Annotated in this window: 17 protein-coding genes; all 17 read right to left on the reverse strand. The window is 59.4% G+C overall.

Annotation, left to right across the window (positions count from 1 at the left end; genetic code table 11):
* Positions 1-64: 64 nt before the first annotated feature.
* Positions 65-1,012 (reverse strand): acetyl-CoA carboxylase carboxyltransferase subunit alpha, encoded by a 948-nt coding sequence (locus SOP85_RS21560; RefSeq protein ID WP_274077160.1) that lies wholly within the window; start codon positions 1,010-1,012, stop codon positions 65-67.
* A gap of 150 nt (positions 1,013-1,162) precedes the next feature.
* On the reverse strand, positions 1,163-4,684 hold the full coding sequence (gene dnaE / locus SOP85_RS21565) for a DNA polymerase III subunit alpha (protein WP_274077161.1): 3,522 nt from the start codon (positions 4,682-4,684) through the stop codon (positions 1,163-1,165).
* A gap of 77 nt (positions 4,685-4,761) precedes the next feature.
* On the reverse strand, positions 4,762-5,388 hold the full coding sequence (gene rnhB / locus SOP85_RS21570) for a ribonuclease HII (RefSeq protein WP_323628191.1): 627 nt from the start codon (positions 5,386-5,388) through the stop codon (positions 4,762-4,764).
* Between the two features lie 11 nt (positions 5,389-5,399).
* Entirely contained in the window at positions 5,400-6,530 is a 1,131-nt protein-coding gene (lpxB, locus tag SOP85_RS21575) for a lipid-A-disaccharide synthase (RefSeq protein WP_272604841.1), read from the reverse strand.
* 2 nt (positions 6,531-6,532) lie between these two features.
* Positions 6,533-7,309 (reverse strand): acyl-ACP--UDP-N-acetylglucosamine O-acyltransferase, encoded by a 777-nt coding sequence (gene lpxA / locus SOP85_RS21580; RefSeq protein WP_274077162.1) that lies wholly within the window; start codon positions 7,307-7,309, stop codon positions 6,533-6,535.
* Positions 7,306-7,746: a 3-hydroxyacyl-ACP dehydratase FabZ gene (gene fabZ / locus SOP85_RS21585; protein WP_007978374.1), complete on the reverse strand. Its 441-nt coding sequence runs from the start codon at positions 7,744-7,746 to the stop codon at positions 7,306-7,308. Before fabZ ends, lpxA begins: the two co-directional genes overlap by 4 nt.
* 108 nt (positions 7,747-7,854) lie before the next feature.
* Positions 7,855-8,910 (reverse strand): UDP-3-O-(3-hydroxymyristoyl)glucosamine N-acyltransferase, encoded by a 1,056-nt coding sequence (gene lpxD, locus SOP85_RS21590; protein ID WP_274077163.1) that lies wholly within the window; start codon positions 8,908-8,910, stop codon positions 7,855-7,857.
* Between the two features lie 3 nt (positions 8,911-8,913).
* Positions 8,914-9,417 (reverse strand): OmpH family outer membrane protein, encoded by a 504-nt coding sequence (locus tag SOP85_RS21595; protein WP_008057318.1) that lies wholly within the window; start codon positions 9,415-9,417, stop codon positions 8,914-8,916.
* Positions 9,418-9,462: 45 nt separating this feature from the next.
* Positions 9,463-11,838, reverse strand: coding sequence for an outer membrane protein assembly factor BamA (gene bamA / locus SOP85_RS21600; protein ID WP_274077164.1), 2,376 nt, complete (start codon positions 11,836-11,838; stop codon positions 9,463-9,465).
* A gap of 72 nt (positions 11,839-11,910) precedes the next feature.
* Entirely contained in the window at positions 11,911-13,263 is a 1,353-nt protein-coding gene (gene rseP, locus SOP85_RS21605) for an RIP metalloprotease RseP (RefSeq protein WP_323628172.1), read from the reverse strand.
* Positions 13,264-13,304: 41 nt separating this feature from the next.
* The gene (gene ispC, locus SOP85_RS21610) at positions 13,305-14,495 is read right to left on the reverse strand and encodes a 1-deoxy-D-xylulose-5-phosphate reductoisomerase (protein WP_323628174.1); all 1,191 of its coding nucleotides are present in this window, start codon (positions 14,493-14,495) and stop codon (positions 13,305-13,307) included.
* Positions 14,492-15,298: a phosphatidate cytidylyltransferase gene (locus tag SOP85_RS21615; RefSeq protein WP_274077167.1), complete on the reverse strand. Its 807-nt coding sequence runs from the start codon at positions 15,296-15,298 to the stop codon at positions 14,492-14,494. The genes ispC and SOP85_RS21615 overlap by 4 nt, the downstream gene beginning before the upstream one ends.
* On the reverse strand, positions 15,298-16,053 hold the full coding sequence (gene uppS, locus SOP85_RS21620; protein ID WP_008057310.1) for a polyprenyl diphosphate synthase: 756 nt from the start codon (positions 16,051-16,053) through the stop codon (positions 15,298-15,300). The genes SOP85_RS21615 and uppS overlap by 1 nt, the downstream gene beginning before the upstream one ends.
* 13 nt (positions 16,054-16,066) lie before the next feature.
* Positions 16,067-16,624, reverse strand: coding sequence for a ribosome recycling factor (gene frr / locus SOP85_RS21625; RefSeq protein WP_323628175.1), 558 nt, complete (start codon positions 16,622-16,624; stop codon positions 16,067-16,069).
* A complete protein-coding gene (gene pyrH / locus SOP85_RS21630; protein ID WP_003222124.1) occupies positions 16,621-17,364 on the reverse strand; it encodes a UMP kinase in 744 nt (247 codons plus the stop codon). Before pyrH ends, frr begins: the two co-directional genes overlap by 4 nt.
* A gap of 212 nt (positions 17,365-17,576) precedes the next feature.
* Positions 17,577-18,440, reverse strand: coding sequence for a translation elongation factor Ts (gene tsf / locus SOP85_RS21635; protein ID WP_274077169.1), 864 nt, complete (start codon positions 18,438-18,440; stop codon positions 17,577-17,579).
* 190 nt (positions 18,441-18,630) lie between these two features.
* On the reverse strand, positions 18,631-19,368 hold the full coding sequence (gene rpsB / locus SOP85_RS21640) for a 30S ribosomal protein S2 (RefSeq protein ID WP_003222119.1): 738 nt from the start codon (positions 19,366-19,368) through the stop codon (positions 18,631-18,633).
* Positions 19,369-19,696: the final 328 nt, after the last annotated feature.

The following is a 19,696-nucleotide window of genomic DNA, read 5'->3' on the forward strand; positions in this document are numbered from 1 at the left end:
TTTGATCTTAAAAAATCAAGATCAAAAGATCGCAGCCTGCGGCAGCTCCTACAGGGGTACCGCGTTAGAGACCGTAGCTCATCAGACGATCATAGCGGCGCTTCAGCAGCGCATCGTTGTCGAACTTCTTCAGCATTGCCAGTTGCGAGCTCAGTTCGGCGCGGATCGAGGCAGCGGCAGCAGCCGGATCACGGTGTGCGCCGCCAAGTGGCTCGCTGATCACTTTATCCACGATGCCCAGGCCCTTGAGACGCTCGGCGGTGATGCCCATGGCTTCAGCGGCGTCCGGTGCTTTCTCGGCGGTTTTCCACAGGATCGATGCGCAACCTTCCGGCGAGATCACCGCGTAGGTCGAGTACTGCAGCATGTTCAGCTGATCGCAAACGCCGATGGCCAGCGCACCACCAGAACCACCTTCACCGATCACGGTGGCGATGATTGGGGTTTTCAGGCGAGCCATGACGCGCAGGTTCCAGGCAATCGCTTCGCTCTGGTTGCGTTCTTCAGCGTCGATGCCAGGGTAAGCGCCCGGGGTGTCGATGAAGGTCAGGATCGGCATCTTGAAACGCTCGGCCATTTCCATCAGGCGACAGGCCTTGCGGTAACCTTCCGGACGCGGCATGCCGAAGTTGCGGCGAACCTTTTCGCGCACTTCGCGGCCTTTCTGGTGACCGATGACCATTACTGGCTGGTCTTCCAGACGGGCAATACCGCCAACGATGGCGGCGTCGTCGGAAAAGTGACGGTCACCATGCAGCTCGTCGAACTCGGTGAAGATGTGTTCGATGTAGTCCAGGGTATATGGACGCTTCGGGTGACGCGCCAGACGCGCGATCTGCCAACTGGTCAGCTTGCCGAAGATGTCCTCGGTCAGCGTGCTGCTCTTGTCCTGCAGGCGGGAAATCTCATCGCCGATATTCAGCGAATTGTCATTACCGACCAAGCGCAACTCTTCGATCTTGGCTTGCAGGTCGGCGATCGGCTGTTCGAAATCTAGAAAATTCGGGTTCATAGGCGTCCGTCTTGGGTCGACGTCCAAGAGAGCTTGGGCCGGCCGGTTGTCTATTCGCGCCCTACCATAAGGGACAGGCGCGTTCAGGTCGAGATTAAATTCTGGTCAAGCTCAGGGCCCCGCTCAAAGTTAAAAGCGACACCCTGACCGTTAACGGTATTGGAGGAAGACGTTGTCTCGCCCGAACTGGTCACGCAGGGCTTGAATCAACGCATCCGCCGGGTCGATTCGCCAGCCTTCGCCGAACTGCAGCAAGGCTTTCGCATCGGGACTCGTGTAGTCCATGGTGATCGGGCACGCACCGCGGTGACGCTTCAACAGCTCACCCAGCCAGCGTAGCTGATCGCCCTTGAGATCCTTGGCGTGTAACTTCAGGCGCAGGCTCTCGGCCAGGTTGGTGCGCGCATCCTCCATGCTCATCACCCGCTTGACCCGCAAGCGCAGGCCACCGGAGAAGTCGTCGTTGCTGACTTCGCCTTCGACCACCACCATCGCATCGGTCTGCAACAGCGATTGCGCGGAATGGAACGCATCGGCGAACAGCGACGCTTCGATCCGCCCCGAACGGTCGTCGAGGGTGATGAAGCCCATCTTGTCGCCCTTTTTGTTTTTCATCACCCGCAGGGCGATGATCATGCCGGCAACGGTCTGGGTATCGCGCGCAGGTTTCAAATCGATGATGCGCTGACGGGCGAAACGGCGGATTTCGCCTTCGTATTCGTCGATCGGGTGACCGGTCAGGTACAGGCCCAGGGTGTCTTTCTCGCCCTTGAGCCGTTCCTTGAGGGTCAGTTCCTTGGCCTTGCGATGATTGGCGTAGACGTCGGCGTCTTCCTCGACGAACAGCCCGCCAAACAGGTCGGCATGGCCGCTGTCATGGGTACGGGCGGTTTGCTCGGCAGCCTTGATCGCCTCTTCCATCGCGGTCAGCAGTACCGCACGGTTGCGGTCGATATTGGCCTGATAGGCTTTGGCTTCGTCGTGGAAATACGGGCCCAGGCGATCCAGCGCACCGCTGCGGATCAAGCCGTCGAGGGTGCGCTTGTTGATGCGCTTGAGGTCGACCCGGGCGCAGAAATCGAACAGGTCCTTGAACGGACCGTCCTGCCGCGCTTCGGTGATCGCCTCCACCGGCCCCTCGCCAACACCCTTGATCGCGCCAAGGCCGTAAATGATCCGGCCTTCGTCGTTCACCGTGAACTTGAACTCGGAAGTGTTCACGTCCGGCGCGTCGAGACGCAGCTTCATCGTGCGCACTTCTTCGATCAAGGTCACGACCTTGTCGGTGTTGTGCATGTCCGCCGAGAGTACCGCGGCCATGAACGGCGCCGGGTAGTGCGCTTTCAGCCACGCGGTCTGGTACGACACCAGGCCATAGGCGGCGGAGTGGGACTTGTTGAAGCCGTAACCGGCGAATTTTTCCACCAGGTCGAAAATGTTACCGGCAAGGTCCGCGTCGATGTTGTTGGTCGCGCAACCTTCGATGAAACCGCCGCGCTGCTTGGCCATTTCCTCGGGCTTTTTCTTACCCATGGCCCGGCGCAGCATGTCCGCACCGCCGAGGGTGTAGCCGGCCATGACCTGGGCGATCTGCATCACCTGTTCCTGATACAGGATGATGCCGTAGGTCGGGGCCAATACGGGCTTGAGGCCTTCGTACTGGTAGTCCGAGTGCGGATACGCGAGTTCCGCGCGACCGTGCTTACGGTTGATGAAGTCGTCCACCATGCCCGATTGCAGCGGGCCGGGACGGAACAGCGCTACCAGTGCGATCAAGTCTTCCAGGCAGTCGGGCTTGAGCTTCTTGATCAGCTCTTTCATGCCTCGGGATTCAAGCTGGAACACCGCTGTGGTTTCGGCTTTTTGCAGCAGCGAATAGGTCGGTTTATCGTCCAGCGGGATGAACGCGATGTCCAGCGGCGGCTCGTTGACCTTGGCGCGGTCGCGGTTGATGGTCTTCAGCGCCCAGTCGATGATCGTCAGGGTCCGCAGGCCGAGGAAGTCGAACTTCACCAGGCCGGCGGCTTCGACGTCGTCCTTGTCGAACTGGGTTACCAGGCCATCGCCCGCTTCGTCGCAATAAATGGGCGAGAAGTCAGTCAGCTTGGTCGGCGCGATTACCACGCCACCGGCGTGCTTGCCGACGTTACGCACAACGCCTTCAAGCTTGCGGGCCATCTCCCAGATTTCCGCGGCTTCTTCATCGACCTTGATGAAGTCACGCAGGATTTCTTCCTGTTCGTAGGCCTTTTCCAGGGTCATGCCGACTTCGAACGGGATCATCTTCGACAGGCGATCCGCCAGGCCGTAGGACTTGCCCTGCACCCGCGCCACGTCGCGGACCACAGCCTTGGCGGCCATGGAACCGAAAGTAATGATCTGGCTTACCGCGTTGCGGCCGTATTTCTCGGCCACGTAGTCGATCACCCGGTCGCGACCGTCCATGCAGAAGTCGACGTCGAAGTCGGGCATGGAGACCCGTTCCGGGTTGAGGAAACGTTCGAACAGCAGGTCATATTCCAGCGGGTCGAGGTCGGTGATCTTCTGCACATAGGCCACCAGCGACCCGGCACCCGACCCCCGGCCAGGACCTACCGGCACACCGTTGTTCTTGGCCCACTGGATAAAGTCCATCACGATCAGGAAGTAACCGGGGAACCCCATCTGGATGATGATATCCAGCTCGAAATTCAGCCGGTCGACATAGACCTGGCGCTTGGCTTCATAGTCCTCGGTGGTGTCCTTGGGCAGCAGGACGGACAGCCGCTCTTCGAGGCCATCGAAGGACACCTTGCGGAAGTATTCGTCGATGGTCATGCCATCGGGGATCGGGAAGTTGGGCAGGAAGTGCGTGCCCAGCTTGACTTCGATGTTGCAGCGCTTGGCGATCTCGACGGTGTTTTCCAGCGCCTCGGGAATGTCGCTGAACAGCTCGGCCATTTCCTCGGCACTTTTGAGGTACTGCTGATCGCTGTAGTTCTTCGAGCGGCGCGGATCGTCGAGGGCCCGGCCCTCGCCGATGCATACGCGGGTTTCGTGGGCGGCGAAATCTTCCTGCTTGATGAAGCGCACGTCGTTGGTCGCGACCAGCGGTGCGCCGATTTTCTCGGCCAGCGCCACGGCGCCGTGCAGTTGCTCTTCATCGTTGGGGCGGTTGGTGCGCTGGATTTCCAGGTAGAAACGATCCGGAAAAACCGCCATCCACTCACGCGCCAGGGTTTCCGCTTCGTCCGGGTTGCCGCTGAGCATGGCCTGGCCGATCTCGCCCTCTTTGGCCGCCGACAGCATGATGAGGCCGTCGCTGGCTTCGGCCACCCATTCGCGCTCGATGATGATCGAGCCATTGCGCTGACCGTCGATGAAACCTCGAGAGATCAATTCGGTGAGGTTGCGATAACCCGCGGCATTCATCACCAGCAGGCTGATCCGGCTCAGGGGGTTGTCCGGATCCTTGTTCGACAACCACAGGTCGGCGCCGCAGATCGGCTTGATCCCGGCACCCATGGCGTTTTTATAGAATTTGACCAGGGAACACATGTTGTTCTGGTCAGTGACCGCTACGGCAGGCATGTTCATGCCGACCAGGGTCTTGACCAGCGGCTTGATCCGCACCAGACCGTCGACCAGGGAGTATTCAGTGTGCAGGCGTAGGTGAACGAATGAAGCCGGCATAGTGATCCTGCATTAAGTCATGAAAACAACAAGGCCCGGATTGTACCGGGCCTTGGTGAAAAAAATCAGCCTTGCAACTAAGACTCGATGAGACTCTCTCCGGCCTCATAGGCCAGGCGCACCGGGGCAAACGAGCGCCGGTGAATCGGCGTCGGCCCCAGGCGTGCCAGCGCTTCCAGATGAACGGGCGTCGGGTAGCCTTTGTGCCCGCCGATCCCGTAACCCGGGTAGATCAATTCGAAAGCAGCCATTTCACGGTCGCGACTGACCTTGGCCAGAATCGATGCCGCGGCGATCGCCGGGACCTTGCCGTCGCCCTGCACCACCGCTTCGGCACGCATCGGCAACTTCGGGCAACGGTTGCCGTCGATCATCGCCAGTTTCGGCTGGACGTGCAGCCCGGCAATGGCGCGCTGCATGGCCAGCATGGTGGCATGGAGGATGTTCAGCTCATCGATCTCTTCGACTTCCGCGCGGGCAATGCACCAGCTAAGGGCTTTTTCGCAGATTTCGTCATAGAGTTTTTCGCGCCGGGCTTCGGTGAGCTTCTTCGAGTCGTTCAGCCCGAGGATCGGACGGTTAGGATCAAGAATCACCGCCGCGGTCACCACGGCGCCGCATAACGGGCCGCGACCGACTTCGTCGACACCGGCAACCAGTTCTTCCACTTCCGCGACCAAGGTGAAATCCAGCCCCATCTGCATGCTTGTCTTACTCATTTTACTGGGTCGATCAGGTTCAGCACTGCATCCGCAGCCTGGTTGGAGGCATCCAGACGAAGGGTCCGGTGAATTTCATCAAAACCGCGGGTTTGCTCTTCGCCACCCTCGATCAGCGGCGACAGGGTCTGGGCCAGCGCTTCGACCGTGGCATCGTCCTGCAACAACTCGGGCACCAACAGGCGCTGGGCCAGCAGGTTCGGCAAGGACACGTACGGGCTCTTCACCATGCGCTTGAGAATCCAGAACGTCAGCGGTGCCAGGCGATAGGCAACCACCATCGGCCGCTTGTACAACAAGGCTTCAAGCGTTGCGGTCCCCGAGGCAATCAGTACGGCGTTGCAGGCTGCCAAAGCCAGATGGGACTTGCCGTCGAGCAAGGTCAGCGGCAAATCGCGACCGGCCAGCAGCTCTTCAAGCTGCGCCCGGCGCTGTGGGTTGGCACAAGGCACGACAAACCGCACACCGGGGCGCAGTGCCCGCAGGCGTTGGGCGGTATCGAGAAACAAGGCGCCTAGTCGGCCGACTTCGCCGCCACGACTGCCGGGCATCAGCGCCACCAACGGCCCGTCGGGCAATCCCAGTTCGGCCCGCGCCGCAGCGCGATCGGCTTCCAGCGGAATGGCATCGGCCAGGGTGTGCCCGACAAACCGCACCGGCACACCCTTCTCTTCGTAGAATTTCGCTTCGAACGGGAACAGCGTGAGCATCAGGTCGCAACCTTCGCGAATCTTCAGCACCCGCTTCTGCCGCCAGGCCCAGACCGACGGACTGACGTAATGCACGGTCTTGATCCCGGCCTGACGCAACTTGAGTTCGATGTTGAGGTTGAAGTCCGGGGCATCGATACCGATGAACACGTCCGGCTTCGCGGCGATCAGGTCGGCTACCAGCTTCTTGCGGCGCGCCAGCAATTCCCGCAAACGGCCCAGCACTTCCACCAGGCCCATGACCGACAGGCGTTCCATGGGAAAGTAGGACGTCAGGCCTTCGGCCTGCATCAACGGACCGCCGACTCCGATGAACTCGACCGCCGGATGGCGAGCCTTGAGCGCGCGCATCAGACCCGCGCCCAAAATGTCGCCGGAAGCCTCGCCCGCCACCAGCGCAATACGCAAATTGGCCATGGTTAGCGGGTGATGCCGCGGGTCGAGGACTGTATGGAGTCGCGGAACACCGCCACTTCCGGGAACTGGGCAGAGGATTCGGCCAGTTCGGCGAGCGCCTGCTCAACCGTCAAGCCCTGGCGATAGACCACCTTGTAGGCACGACGCAGGGCGTGGATCGCGTCTTCGCTGAAACCGCGACGGCGCATGCCTTCGAAGTTCATGCTGCGGGCTTCGGCCGGGTTGCCGAACACCGTGACATAGGCCGGGACGTCCTTGCCAATCGCCGTACCCATGCCGGAAAAGCTGTGGGCACCGATGTGGCAATACTGGTGAACCAGGGTAAAACCGGACAGGATCGCCCAGTCTTCCACGTGCACGTGGCCGGCCAGCGCCGTGTTGTTGACCAGGATGCAGTGGTTGCCGATGACACTGTCGTGACCGATGTGGGCGTAGGCCATGATCAGGTTGTGATCGCCCAGGGTGGTTTCCGAACGGTCCTGAATGGTCCCACGGTGAATCGTCACACCTTCGCGGATGACGTTGTGGTCACCCATCACCAGGCGGGTTTCCTCGCCTTTGTATTTCAGATCGGGCGTGTCCTCACCTACCGAGGAAAACTGGTAGATACGGTTGTGCTTACCGATTCGGGTCGGGCCCTTGAGAATCACATGCGGCCCGATCACGGTCCCCTCGCCGATTTCCACACCTGCGCCGATGATCGACCACGGGCCGACCTCGACACCGTCAGCCAGGACGGCCGTCGGATCGATGATTGCGCGAGGGTCGATCAAACTCATAGTTTGCGTTCCGCGCAGATGATTTCAGCGGAGCAGACCGGCTTGCCATCGACCGAAGCCTGGCACTCGAACTTCCAGATCTGCCGCTTGCAGCTGATGAACTTGGCTTCCAGGATCAGCTGGTCGCCCGGCAGTACAGGCTGGCGGAAGCGCAGCTTGTCGGAGCCGACGAAGTAATAAAGGGTGCCGTCGGCGGGTTTCACGTCGAGCATTTTGAAACCAAGGATCCCTGCAGCCTGAGCCATCGCTTCGATGATCAGTACGCCCGGCATGATTGGATGCGCAGGAAAGTGACCATTGAAGAAGGGTTCGTTGATGCTGACATTCTTGTAGGCGCGAATGCGCTTGCCTTCAACATCCAGCTCCACTACCCGGTCCACCAGCAGGAACGGGTAACGGTGAGGCAGGTATTCGCGAATCTCGTTGATGTCCATCATTTCGGGGGGAAGCCTATGTAAAGATTGGGAGCGCGCGACTGATGCACACTCCTCTAGCAAATCAAGGACGCAGTCTAGCGGCTGTGCACACTTGATATGGAAATGGTATCAGCCATCTGATGAAGCATTACCGCCAGGGGTCACGTCCCCAGTTTGCTTTTCCAGCTGTCGCAGACGCCGCGCGATGTCATCGAGCTGACGAATACGGGCCGCGCTTTTGCGCCACTCGGCGGCTGGCTGCATCGCCGTTCCGGAAGAATAGGCACCCGGCTCGGTGATCGAGTGGGTCACCATGGTCATCCCGGTGATGAAAACGTTGTCGCAAATATCGATATGCCCCACCAGCCCTACGCCACCGGCGAGCATGCAATGCTTGCCGATTTTAGTGCTGCCGGAGATCCCCACGCAGGCCGCCATGGCGGTGTGATCACCGACCTGAACGTTGTGGGCGATCTGGATCTGGTTGTCGAGTTTCACACCATTGCCAATGACGGTATCGGCCAGCGCACCACGGTCAATGGCGGTGTTCACGCCGATTTCCACGTCATCGCCGACCAGGACACCACCGATCTGGGCAATTTTCTGCCAGATGCCTTTCTCGTTGGCAAAGCCGAAGCCTTCGCCGCCAAGCACCGCACCGGACTGGATCACCACCCGCTTGCCGACGCGCACGTCGTGATACAGCGTGACGCGCGGTGCCAGCCAGCCGCCTTCGCCAACGACGCTGCGGGCGCCGATGAAGCAGTGCGCACCAATGGTCGTACCGGCAGCAATATGCGCCCCGCTTTCGATCACCGCAAATGCACCGATACTCGCCGCCGGATCGACCACCGCATCCGCGGCAATCACTGCCGTCGGATGAATACCGGCTGCCGCCTTGGGCTTGGGATCGAACAGGTGGGAAATACGCGCGTAAGCAGCGTAAGGATCGGGCACCACCAGGCAATCCCCGGCAAAACCTTCGGCGTCAGCGGCCTTGAGCAACAACGCTGCCGCCTGACTGCCTGCCAGGTATTTGCGGTATTGGGGGTTTGCGAGAAAGCTCAACTGAGCTGGGCCAGCCTCCTGCAAGGTGGCTAGCCCAGTAATTGCTTTCTCCGGGTCGCCACGTAGCGTGGCGCCGAGGAACTCGGCCAGCTGGCCGAGCTTAATGGTCACTGTCATGGATTACTTCAGCTGATTCATGCGCTCGATAACCTGGCGCGTGATGTCGTACTGAGGTTTGACATCAATCACTGCACCACGCTCGAAGACCAGGTCAAAAGCACCTTTCTTGATGACTTCTTCCACAGCGCTGTCCAGTTTCGGCTTGAGCTGCTTCAGCATTTCACGGTCGGCAACGGCTTTGGCTTCGTTCAGTTCCTTGGACTGGAACTGGAAGTCACGGGCCTTTTGCTTGAATTCAAGCTCCAGACGCTCACGCTCGCCTTGCTGCATTTTGTCGCCACCGGCCATCAGGCGATCCTGGATACCCTTGGCGCTGCTTTCCAGCGTCTTGAGCTTGCTCAGCTGAGGACCGAATTTCTTCTCGGCATCCACGGCGTATTTCTTGGCCGCATCGGATTCCAGCAGGGCCATCTGATAGTTCAGGACGGCGATTTTCATGTCGGCAAATGCCGGACCTGCAACCAGTACGGAAGCCAGGAGAACCAATTGAGTCAACTTACGCACGATGCACTCCTACAAAATCCATTGTCGTTATCTTGGGGCAGACGCTTAGAACGTCTGACCGAGGGAGAATTGGAACACTTGAGTTTCAGCGTCATCCGGTTTCTTGACTGGCATGGCCAACGCAAAACTCAGAGGACCCAGTGCGGTGACCCAGGTCACACCCACACCGACGGAACTGGCCATATTGCTCAGACTGATGTCGTTGCACTTGGTGTTGGACTTCGTGCCATCAGCGTTGGTGGAATCAGAGCACGATGAGTCGAAAACGTTACCCACATCCCAGAATACCGAGGTACGCAGGGAACGCTGGTCCTTGACGAACGGCAGCGGGAACAGGACTTCAACACCACCCTGGATCAGGACGTTACCACCGAACGGCAGCGGATCCTGGTCCGGGTCGAGCGCAGTGCCAGGGTTCTTGCCGGTACTTGGTGTACTGCGAGGACCCAGGGTGCTGTCCTTGAAGCCGCGAACCGAGTTGAAACCACCAGCATAGTAGTTTTCATAGAATGGCAAGCCATCGGTCGAACCGTAACCATCGCCATAACCCAGTTCGGTATGCAGGCGCATGGTGTAGTTGTCGCTCAGTGGCTGGAACAACTGGCCACGGTAGTCGAGCTTGAAGAACGACAGGTCGCTGCCTGGAACCGTGGATTCCAGCACGAGGCTCTGGGAATGACCACGGGTCGCCAGTACGCCCTTGTTCAGGGTGGACTCGGACCAACCGGCCGAAGCCTTGAAGTTCAGGTACTTGTCGCCTTCCTTGTTAACGAAATCAAAGATTTCGTCGACGGTATAGACACCGGTCTTGATCTCGTCCTGCTGGGCCGTCAGGCCGAAGGTCAGGCGCGAAGTCTCGCTGATCGGATAACCGACGCTCACGCCGGCACCCAGGCTGTCCACGGCATAGCTGGCTACGTCGACGTCGAGGTCATCGTAGTCAGTCGTACGGTAGAACGCGTTGTAGCCCAGGCTCACGCCATCGGCAGTCCAGTAGGGGTCAACGTAACCGAAGTTGTAGCGGCTCTGGTATTCGCTGCGGGTCAAGCCGAGGCTGACCTTGTTACCGGTGCCGAGGAAGTTGTTCTGGGTGATCGAACCACCGAGGATCAGGCCCGCACTCTGGGCGAAGCCGACGCTGGCGGTAATCGAACCGGACGCCTGCTCTTCAACGCTGTAGTTGACGTCAACCTGGTCATCGACACCCGGTACAGCCGGGGTTTCAACGTTGACTTCCTTGAAGAAGCCCAGACGCTCCAGACGGGTCTTGGATTGGTCGATCAGGTAGGTCGAGGCCCAGCCGCCTTCCATCTGGCGCATTTCGCGACGCAGCACTTCGTCTTCGGACTTGGTGTTGCCACGGAAGTTGATGCGGTTCACGTAGGCACGCTTGCCTGGATCGACAGCGAAGGTGATGTCTACCGTGTGGTCGTCATCGTGGGGCTGAGGCACGCCATTGACGTTGGCGAAGGTGTAGCCCTCGTTACCCAGGCGACGAGTGATCAGTTCAGACGTGGTGGTCATCAGCTTGCGCGAGAACACCTGGCCTTTCTGTACCAGCAGCAGCGACTTGACCTGGTCTTCAGGGACTTTCAGGTCGCCGCTGAGCTTCACGTCACGAACGGTGTACTTGTCACCTTCGTTGATGTTGACGGTGATGTAGACGTGCTTCTTGTCCGGCGTGATGGACACCTGGGTCGAAGCGATGTCCATGTTGATGTAGCCGCGGTCCAGGTAGTAGGAACGCAGGCGCTCCAGGTCACCGGAGAGTTTTTCACGGGCGTACTTGTCATCGTTCTTGAAGAACGACAGCCAGTTGGTGGTCTTGAGTTCGAACAGGTCGATCAGGTCTTCATCAGGGAAGACCGTGTTGCCTACCACGTTGATGTGCTGGATAGCGGCAACGGTGCCTTCGTTGATGTTGACCTTCAAGCCGACGCGGTTGCGCGGCTGCGGGATCACTTCAGTGTCGACGGTAGCCGAGTAGCGACCCTGGGCGACGTACTGGCGCTGCAGTTCGTTACGTACGCCTTCGAGGGTGGCGCGCTGGAAGATCTCGCCTTCGGCCAGGCCGGATTGCTTGAGACCCTTCATCAGGTCTTCGGTGGAGATCGCCTTGTTGCCTTCGATCTCGATACTGGCAACCGACGGACGCTCGACTACCGTGATAACCAGGACGTTGCCATCGCGGCCCAGTTGGATATCTTGAAAGAACCCGGTTTTGAACAGCGCACGAGTGGATTCCACCAGGCGTCGATCATCCGCCTGTTCACCGACGTTCAACGGCAAAGCACCAAAGACGCTACCCGCGGAGACCCGCTGGAGGCCATTGACGCGAATATCAGAGATAGTGAAGGACTCGGCGTGAACTTCGGCGATCATCAATACGGTGAGAACCGCAGTTAGCAGCAGACGTTTCATGAAGTCCTTTCTTATTCCAACTGGCAATAAAAACTGCCGCAAAATGCGGCAGATTCGCAATTCAGCGAAGCGTTACAGTCGACCCAGATCATTAACCAGAGCAAGCAACATCACCCCGATCACCAAACTGATGCCGATCTGTATCCCCCAACCTTGCACCCGATCCGACAAGGGACGACCACGCGCCCACTCGATCAGATAAAACAACAAATGCCCCCCATCCAGCACAGGAATGGGCAGCAAATTCAGAACCCCCAGGCTAATACTCAGATAAGCAAGGAAATTCAGGAAATCAGCGACACCCGACTGGGCCGAAGCGCCCGCCACTTTAGCAATGGTTATCGGTCCACTCAAGTTTTTTACCGAGAGCTCGCCGAACAACATTTTCTTCAGCGAATCGAGGGTCAGCACGCTCATCGTCCAGGTGCGTCGAGCCCCTTCCCCCACGGCTGCCAACGGCCCGAAACTGACTTCGCGAATCATCTCTGGTGGCCAATCGACAGCTTTTACCCCTGCCCCCAGGTAACCACTGGGTGCCTTTTTTTCGCCACGGGCAGCCAACATCACGGGAACGTCGATTTGAGCACCGTCACGCTCCACCCGCAGCATGATTTTGGTATCAGGATGCATACGAACGATATCGACGACCTGCTGCCAGTCATCCACGGCCTTGCCATCGAGCGCCAACAGGCGGTCACCGGTCTTCAGGCCGGCGGCCTGGGCCGGGCCTTTGGAATCCAGTTCAGCCAGGACGGGCGGCAATGCCGGGCGCCACGGGCGAATGCCCAGGGAACGAATCGGATCCGGTTCATCGGCACCTTTGAGCCAGTTGTCCAACACCAGCTCGCGCGGCGAATCCACTGTAGTGCCCTGCTCGCGAACCAGCAGCTGCAGGGAACCGCTTTCACCCAGGCGACGGACCAGTTGCAGATTGACCGCAGCCCAGCCGAAAGTGGGCTCGCCGTCGATGGCAACGATTTCCTGACCTGCGTTCAGGCCCGCCTTGGCAGCCAGGCTACCGGACTCGACAGCGCCGATGACCGGGCGCACCTGCTCGGTGCCGAGCATCGCCAACGCCCAGAAAAAAACCATTGCCAGCAAGAAGTTGGCAATCGGCCCCGCCGCCACGATAGCGATGCGCTGGCGCACGGTTTTGCGGTTGAAGGATTGCTCGAGCTGATCGGCCGGCACTTCGCCTTCACGCTCGTCGAGCATCTTCACGTAGCCACCCAATGGAATGGCAGCCACCACGAATTCGGTACCCTTCTTGTCGTGCCAGCGCAGCAGCGGCATGCCGAAGCCCACGGAGAAACGCAGCACCTTGACCCCACAGCGACGCGCGACCCAGAAATGGCCGAACTCGTGGAAGGTAACCAGCACGCCCAAAGCGACCAGGGTGCCGACAATCATATAGAGCGCGCTCATCTATTTTCTCCGCATTCCTATCCAGTCCTGCATCGCAGCACTTACCGCCCTTGACGACTCAACCATTGTTCAGCCAGCAAACGCGCCTTGGCATCCGCCGTGAACACCGCCTCAAGATCATTCACTGCAACCACAGGTTCGAGATTGAGGACTTCCTCGATGATACTCGCGATTTCCAGGTAACGAACCCGTCCGTCGAGAAAGGCCGCGACAGCGACTTCATTTGCCGCATTCAACATCGCCGGAGCGCTGTTACCCGCCTCGGCTGCCTGGCGCGCCAGTCGCAGGCACGGGAATCGATCTTCGTCCGGGGCCTGGAAGTCCAGGCGCGCGACGGCAAACAGGTCCAGCGGCGGCACGCCCGAGTCGATTCGCTCCGGCCAGGCCAGCGCGTTGGCGATCGGCGTGCGCATGTCCGGGTTACCCAACTGGGCCAATACCGAACCATCGATGTAGTCGACCAGCGAATGAATCACGCTTTGTGGGTGGATCACTACTTCAACCTGGGACGGCTTGGCATCGAACAGCCAGCAGGCCTCGATCAGTTCAAGCCCTTTATTCATCATGCTGGCCGAATCGACCGAGATCTTGCGCCCCATGGACCAGTTAGGGTGGGCACAGGCCTGCTCGGGTGAAACATGCGCCAGCTCGGCCATGGGCGTCTGCCGGAACGGACCGCCAGAGGCGGTCAGCAGGATCCGGCGTACGCCGACCGGTTCCAGGCCACGGGCAAAATCCCGGGGCATGCATTGGAAAATCGCGTTGTGCTCACTGTCGATCGGCAGCAATACCGAGCCGCTTTTGCGCACGGCCTGCATGAACAAGGCGCCGGACATGACCAGCGCCTCCTTGTTGGCCAGAAGGATCTTCTTGCCGGCCTCGACGGCCGCCAGGGTCGGGCGCAGGCCTGCGGCGCCGACGATGGCCGCCATGACCGCATCAACCTCAGGGTCGGCAGCCACCTGGCACAACCCCTCCTCCCCCACCAGCACGCGAGTGGCAAGACCGGCAGCGCGCAGGTCATCCTGCAAGCCGCGGGCAGCAGCGGCCTCAGGCACCACGGCAAACCGCGGGACGTGACGCACGCACAGCGCCAGCAGCTCGCTCAGGCGAGTGAAACCGCTCAAGGCGAAGACCTGGTAGCGCTCAGGGTGGCGGGCGATGACATCCAGGGTGCTCAGACCAATCGAGCCGGTCGCCCCGAGGACGGTAATCTGCTGAGGACGGCTCATGGTGCAGCCATCCACAACAGTACGGCAAATACCGGGATCGCCGCGGTCAGACTGTCGATGCGATCCAGCACGCCGCCATGCCCCGGCAGCAGGTTGCTGCTGTCCTTGATCCCGGACTGGCGCTTGAACATGCTTTCGGTGAGATCACCCACCACCGAGACGAACACGATCAGCGCGGCGCCGATCAGCCCCTTGAACAATTCGGCCACCGTCCAGTCGCGCACCAGGGCAACCAGGGTGGTGATCACCAGGCTCAGGGCCAGGCCGCCGTACACGCCTTCCCAGCTTTTGCCCGGGCTGACCTGCGGCGCCAGCTTGCGCTTGCCAAACGCACGTCCGGAGAAATAGGCACCGATATCCGCGCCCCAGACCAGCACCATCACCGCCATGATCAACCAGTTGCCCAGCGGGTACTGCTTGATCTGCACCAGGCCTTGCCAGGCCGGCAACAGGATCAACAGGCCGATCAGCAGCTTGCAGGCGGCGCTCGCCCAATGCTCACTGGAGCGCGGGTAGGTCAGCACCAGGTAAGTCGCCAGCGCCCACCAGAGCACCGAAGCCCCCAACACCCAGGGCGCAAGGCCGGGCAGGATGTACATGACGAACAGCATCAAGGCGACGACGGCGGCATAGCCGGCACGAAACGCTTGCGCAGCGAAACCGGCCAGGCGCGCCCATTCCCAGGCGCCCAGGGTTACGACCAGGCCGATGAACAGCGCAAAAGCGGAACCCTCCAGCAGAAAAAACCCACCCAGGGCAATCGGCAGCAGGATCAGCGCGGTGATGATTCGTTGTTTAAGCATTAAACCCGGGCTCCAGCCTCGACCTGCTCGCTCGTTTTACCGAAGCGGCGCTGGCGAGATGCGAAATCGGCCAGCGCATTGCGCATGGCATCGTGTTTGAAGTCCGGCCAGAACAGGTCGGAGAAGTACAACTCGGCGTAGGCCAGCTGCCACAGCAGGAAGTTACTGATGCGATGCTCGCCACCGGTACGGATGCACAAGTCCGGCAACGGCAGGTCGCCGGTGGCCAGGCAGGTTTGCAGCAATTCCGGGGTAATGTCTTCCGGCCGCAGATGCCCCGCCTGGACTTCACGCGCCAGACGCTGTGCGGCTTGGGCGATATCCCACTGACCGCCGTAGTTGGCGGCGATCTGCAGGACGAAGCGATTGGCGCCGGCCGTCATGGCCTCGGCTTCACGCATGGCGGCCTGGAGCTCCGGGTGGAAGCGCGAGCGGTCGCCAATGATGCGCAAGCTGATGTTGTTGTCGTTGAGGCGCTTGGCCTCACGACGCAATGCCTTGAAGAACAGATCCATCAAGGCACTGACTTCATCGGCCGGGCGCTGCCAGTTCTCGCTGGAGAACGCGAACAGGGTCAATACTTCGACCCCTGCCTCGGCGCACACCTCAATGACTGCACGCACCGCATCCACACCCGCTTTATGCCCGGCGACACCCGGCATAAAGCGTTTTTTCGCCCAGCGATTATTACCATCCATGATGATCGCGACATGGCGCGGCACCGCGGAAGGTGCAACCTGCTTGGTCTTTTCCATGAACACGCGACCCTTATACGGCCATCAGGTCTTTTTCTTTCTGCGCCAGGTTCGCGTCGATTTGAGCCACGTACTTCTTGGTCAGATCATCGATTTCGCCAGTTGCGCGACGCTCTTCGTCTTCGCTGATTTCCTTTTCCTTGACCAGATCCTTCAGCGAGCTGTTGGCATCGCGACGGATGTTGCGCACGGCAACGCGGGCATCTTCAGCTACATCACGCGCCTGCTTGGTGAAGCCCTTGCGGGTTTCCTCGGTCAGGGCCGGCATGGAGATCAGCAGCAACTCACCCAGGTTGGTCGGGTTCAGGTTCAGACCTGCACTGCCGATGGCCTTGTCGACGGCACCGAGCATGTTGCGCTCGAAGGCAACGACTTGCAGGGTACGGGCGTCCTTGACGGTGATGTTCGCCACTTGCTTGAGCGGGGTATCGGCGCCGTAATACGGAACCATTACACCTTCCAGAATGCTTGGGTGCGCCTGGCCGGTACGGATCCGACCGAAGTTGTGCGCCAGCGATTCCACGGACTTCTGCATGCGCTCTTGAGCGTCTTTCTTGATTTCGTTGATCATTGTTGGCCTTCCTCGATCAGGGTCCCTTCAGCGCCACCATGGACGATGTTCAGCAGGGCGCCGGGCTTGTTCATGTTAAAGACGCGCAGCGGCATCTTGTGGTCGCGGCACAGGCAAATGGCCGTCAGATCCATCACGCCCAGCTTGCGATCCAGTACTTCATCGTAGGTCAGATGATCGAACTTCTCGGCATGCGGGTCTTTGAATGGGTCAGCGGTGTAGACGCCATCGACCTTGGTTGCCTTGAGCACGACATCGGCATCGATTTCGATTGCACGCAGGCAAGCCGCGGAATCCGTGGTGAAGAACGGATTACCGGTGCCGGCCGCGAAAATCACCACGTCCTTGGAGTTCAGGTGGCGCATGGCCTTGCGGCGATCGTAGTGATCGGTCACACCCACCATGGAAATGGCCGACATCACGATGGCCGAGATATTGGCACGTTCCAGCGCGTCGCGCATGGCCAGGGCGTTCATCACAGTGGCCAGCATGCCCATGTGGTCGCCTGTGACCCGGTCCATGCCGGCCTTGCTCAGCGCTTCGCCGCGGAACAGGTTGCCGCCGCCGATCACCAGGCCGACCTGGACACCGATGCCGACCAACTGGCCGACTTCCAGCGCCATGCGATCCAGAACCTTCGGGTCGATCCCGAACTCTTCCGAGCCCATCAGGGCCTCGCCGCTAAGCTTGAGTAGAATGCGTTTATAGCGAGCCTGATAACCACTGCCCTGCTGAGCCATTGCGAATCTCTCCTGCGGCGTATTTTAAAAATTCTTTGCGAGCTGTTTTTCAGCTGGCGTTCACTCTAGCGTGACGCTGCTTCAGCGCCATCGGAACATGGCTTTGTAAGCCAGTTCCAAGTGGAAGCCAATTAAAAATTGGCAACCCATCTGAAAAGAGGCTGCGCGCGTGAGCGGGCAGCCTCTTCAGGGCGACAGTTAAAAAAACCGTCTTATTGCTTGGCGGCAGCCAGTTGTGCGGCAACTTCTTCAGCGAAGTTGTCAACTGGCTTCTCGATGCCTTCGCCCACTTTGAAGTAGGTGAAGGAAACGATTTCAGCGCCGGCTTTCTTGGCCAGGGCACCTACGGTGACTTCCGGGTTCATCACGAAAGCTTGCTCAACCAGGCTGGCTTCGGCCAGGAACTTGGTGATACGGCCGGCAATCATCTTCTCGACGATTTCAGCTGGCTTGCCTTTCATCTTGTCTTCGTTCAAGGACAGGAAAACGCCCTTTTCACGCTCGATGGCTTCTGGCGAAACCTGCGATGGCAGCAGGAACTCAGGGTTGCTTGCCGCCACGTGCATGGCGATCTCTTTGGCCAGCTGAACATCGCCGCCCTTGAGAACAACAGCAACACCGATCTTGTTACCGTGCAGGTAAGTACCGACCACGTCACCTTCAACGCGAACCAGGCGACGGATGTTGACGTTTTCGCCAACTTTGGCCACCAGGGCTTCACGAGCCGATTCCTGAGCAGCGATCAGCGGAGCTGCGTCGGTCAGTTTTTCGTCGAATGCTTTTTCTACGCTGGCAGCAACGAAGTTCTTGAAGTCGTCTTGCAGTGCCAGGAAGTCGGTCTGCGAGTTCACTTCCAGCAGTACGGCGGACTTGTCGTCAGCCTTGATGGCGATGGCGCCTTCAGCGGCAACGTTGCCCGCTTTCTTGGCAGCCTTGATGGCGCCCGAAGCACGCATGTCATCAATGGCTTTCTCGATGTCGCCGCCGGCCTTGGTCAAGGCCTTTTTGCAGTCCATCATGCCTTCGCCAGTACGCTCGCGCAGTTCTTTGACCAACGCTGCAGTAATCTCTGCCATTTCAAAATTCCTCTTGGATAGGTTATCAACCATTCCACCCGATCGAACGGGCGTTCAATTCTTCCCGAACCACCCTTGTTAGCTGCCGCACGTTACAGATAGAGCAGTGGGCGCCGACAAATGGTTTTCGAGGTGGCAAAAAGGGGGCCAAGCCCCCTTTTTGCTTACTGAGTCAACGCCAGGGCGTCAATTACTCAGCTGCAGCCTGAGTTTCTTCAGCTGCGAACTCTACGGTGCCGCCGGCAACGTTGTTGCGACCACGGATAACAGCGTCAGCCATCGAACCCATGTACAGCTGGATAGCGCGGATTGCGTCATCGTTGCCTGGGATGATGTAGTCAACGCCTTCCGGGCTGCTGTTGGTATCGACTACGCCGATAACCGGGATGCCCAGCTTGTTGGCTTCGGTGATCGCGATGCGCTCGTGATCAACGTCGATAACGAACAGAGCGTCTGGCAGACCGCCCATGTCCTTGATACCACCCAGGGAACGATCCAGCTTTTCCAGGTCACGGGAGCGCATCAGCGCTTCTTTCTTGGTCAGCTTGGCGAAAGTACCGTCTTCGGCTTGTACTTCAAGGTCACGCAGACGCTTGATGGAAGCACGGATGGTCTTGAAGTTGGTCAGCATGCCGCCCAACCAGCGGTGATCGACGTACGGCGAACCGCAACGTGCTGCTTCTTCAGCAACGATCTTGCCAGCGGAACGCTTGGTGCCGACGAACAGAATCTTGTTTTTGCCCTGGGCCAGACGCTCTACGAAAGTCAGAGCTTCGTTGAACATTGGCAGGGTTTTTTCAAGGTTGATGATGTGGATCTTGTTACGCGCGCCGAAAATGTACTTACCCATTTTCGGGTTCCAGTAACGGGTCTGGTGACCGAAGTGCACACCGGCCTTCAGCATATCGCGCATGTTGACTTGGGACATGATAGTTCCTTAATAAGTCGGGTTTGGCCTCCACGTATCCCAATGACCAACCACCAGCATTTCGCTTGCGGCACCCAGGTCATCGTGTCGACACGTGTGTGGATTTAGGCTTTTCGGGGCATCCCCGGAAAGCGGCGCATTTTATACCACAAGGATGGAAAAAACGGAACCCGGATTCTCAAATCGAGGCGAACGCACATCGCCAGCCCTTGGAATCCGCCCAGAATGCACCATTCTATAAGGAGAAGCGATGCACTGAGCCGCGGATTTGCGCTGATCGTCTGTTAGAATCGCGTTTTTCAGGGCTGCGAAGATCGATCGCGCAACG

The organism is Pseudomonas sp. YuFO20 (assembly GCF_035064975.1).
Classification (GTDB): domain Bacteria; phylum Pseudomonadota; class Gammaproteobacteria; order Pseudomonadales; family Pseudomonadaceae; genus Aquipseudomonas; species Aquipseudomonas putida_AE.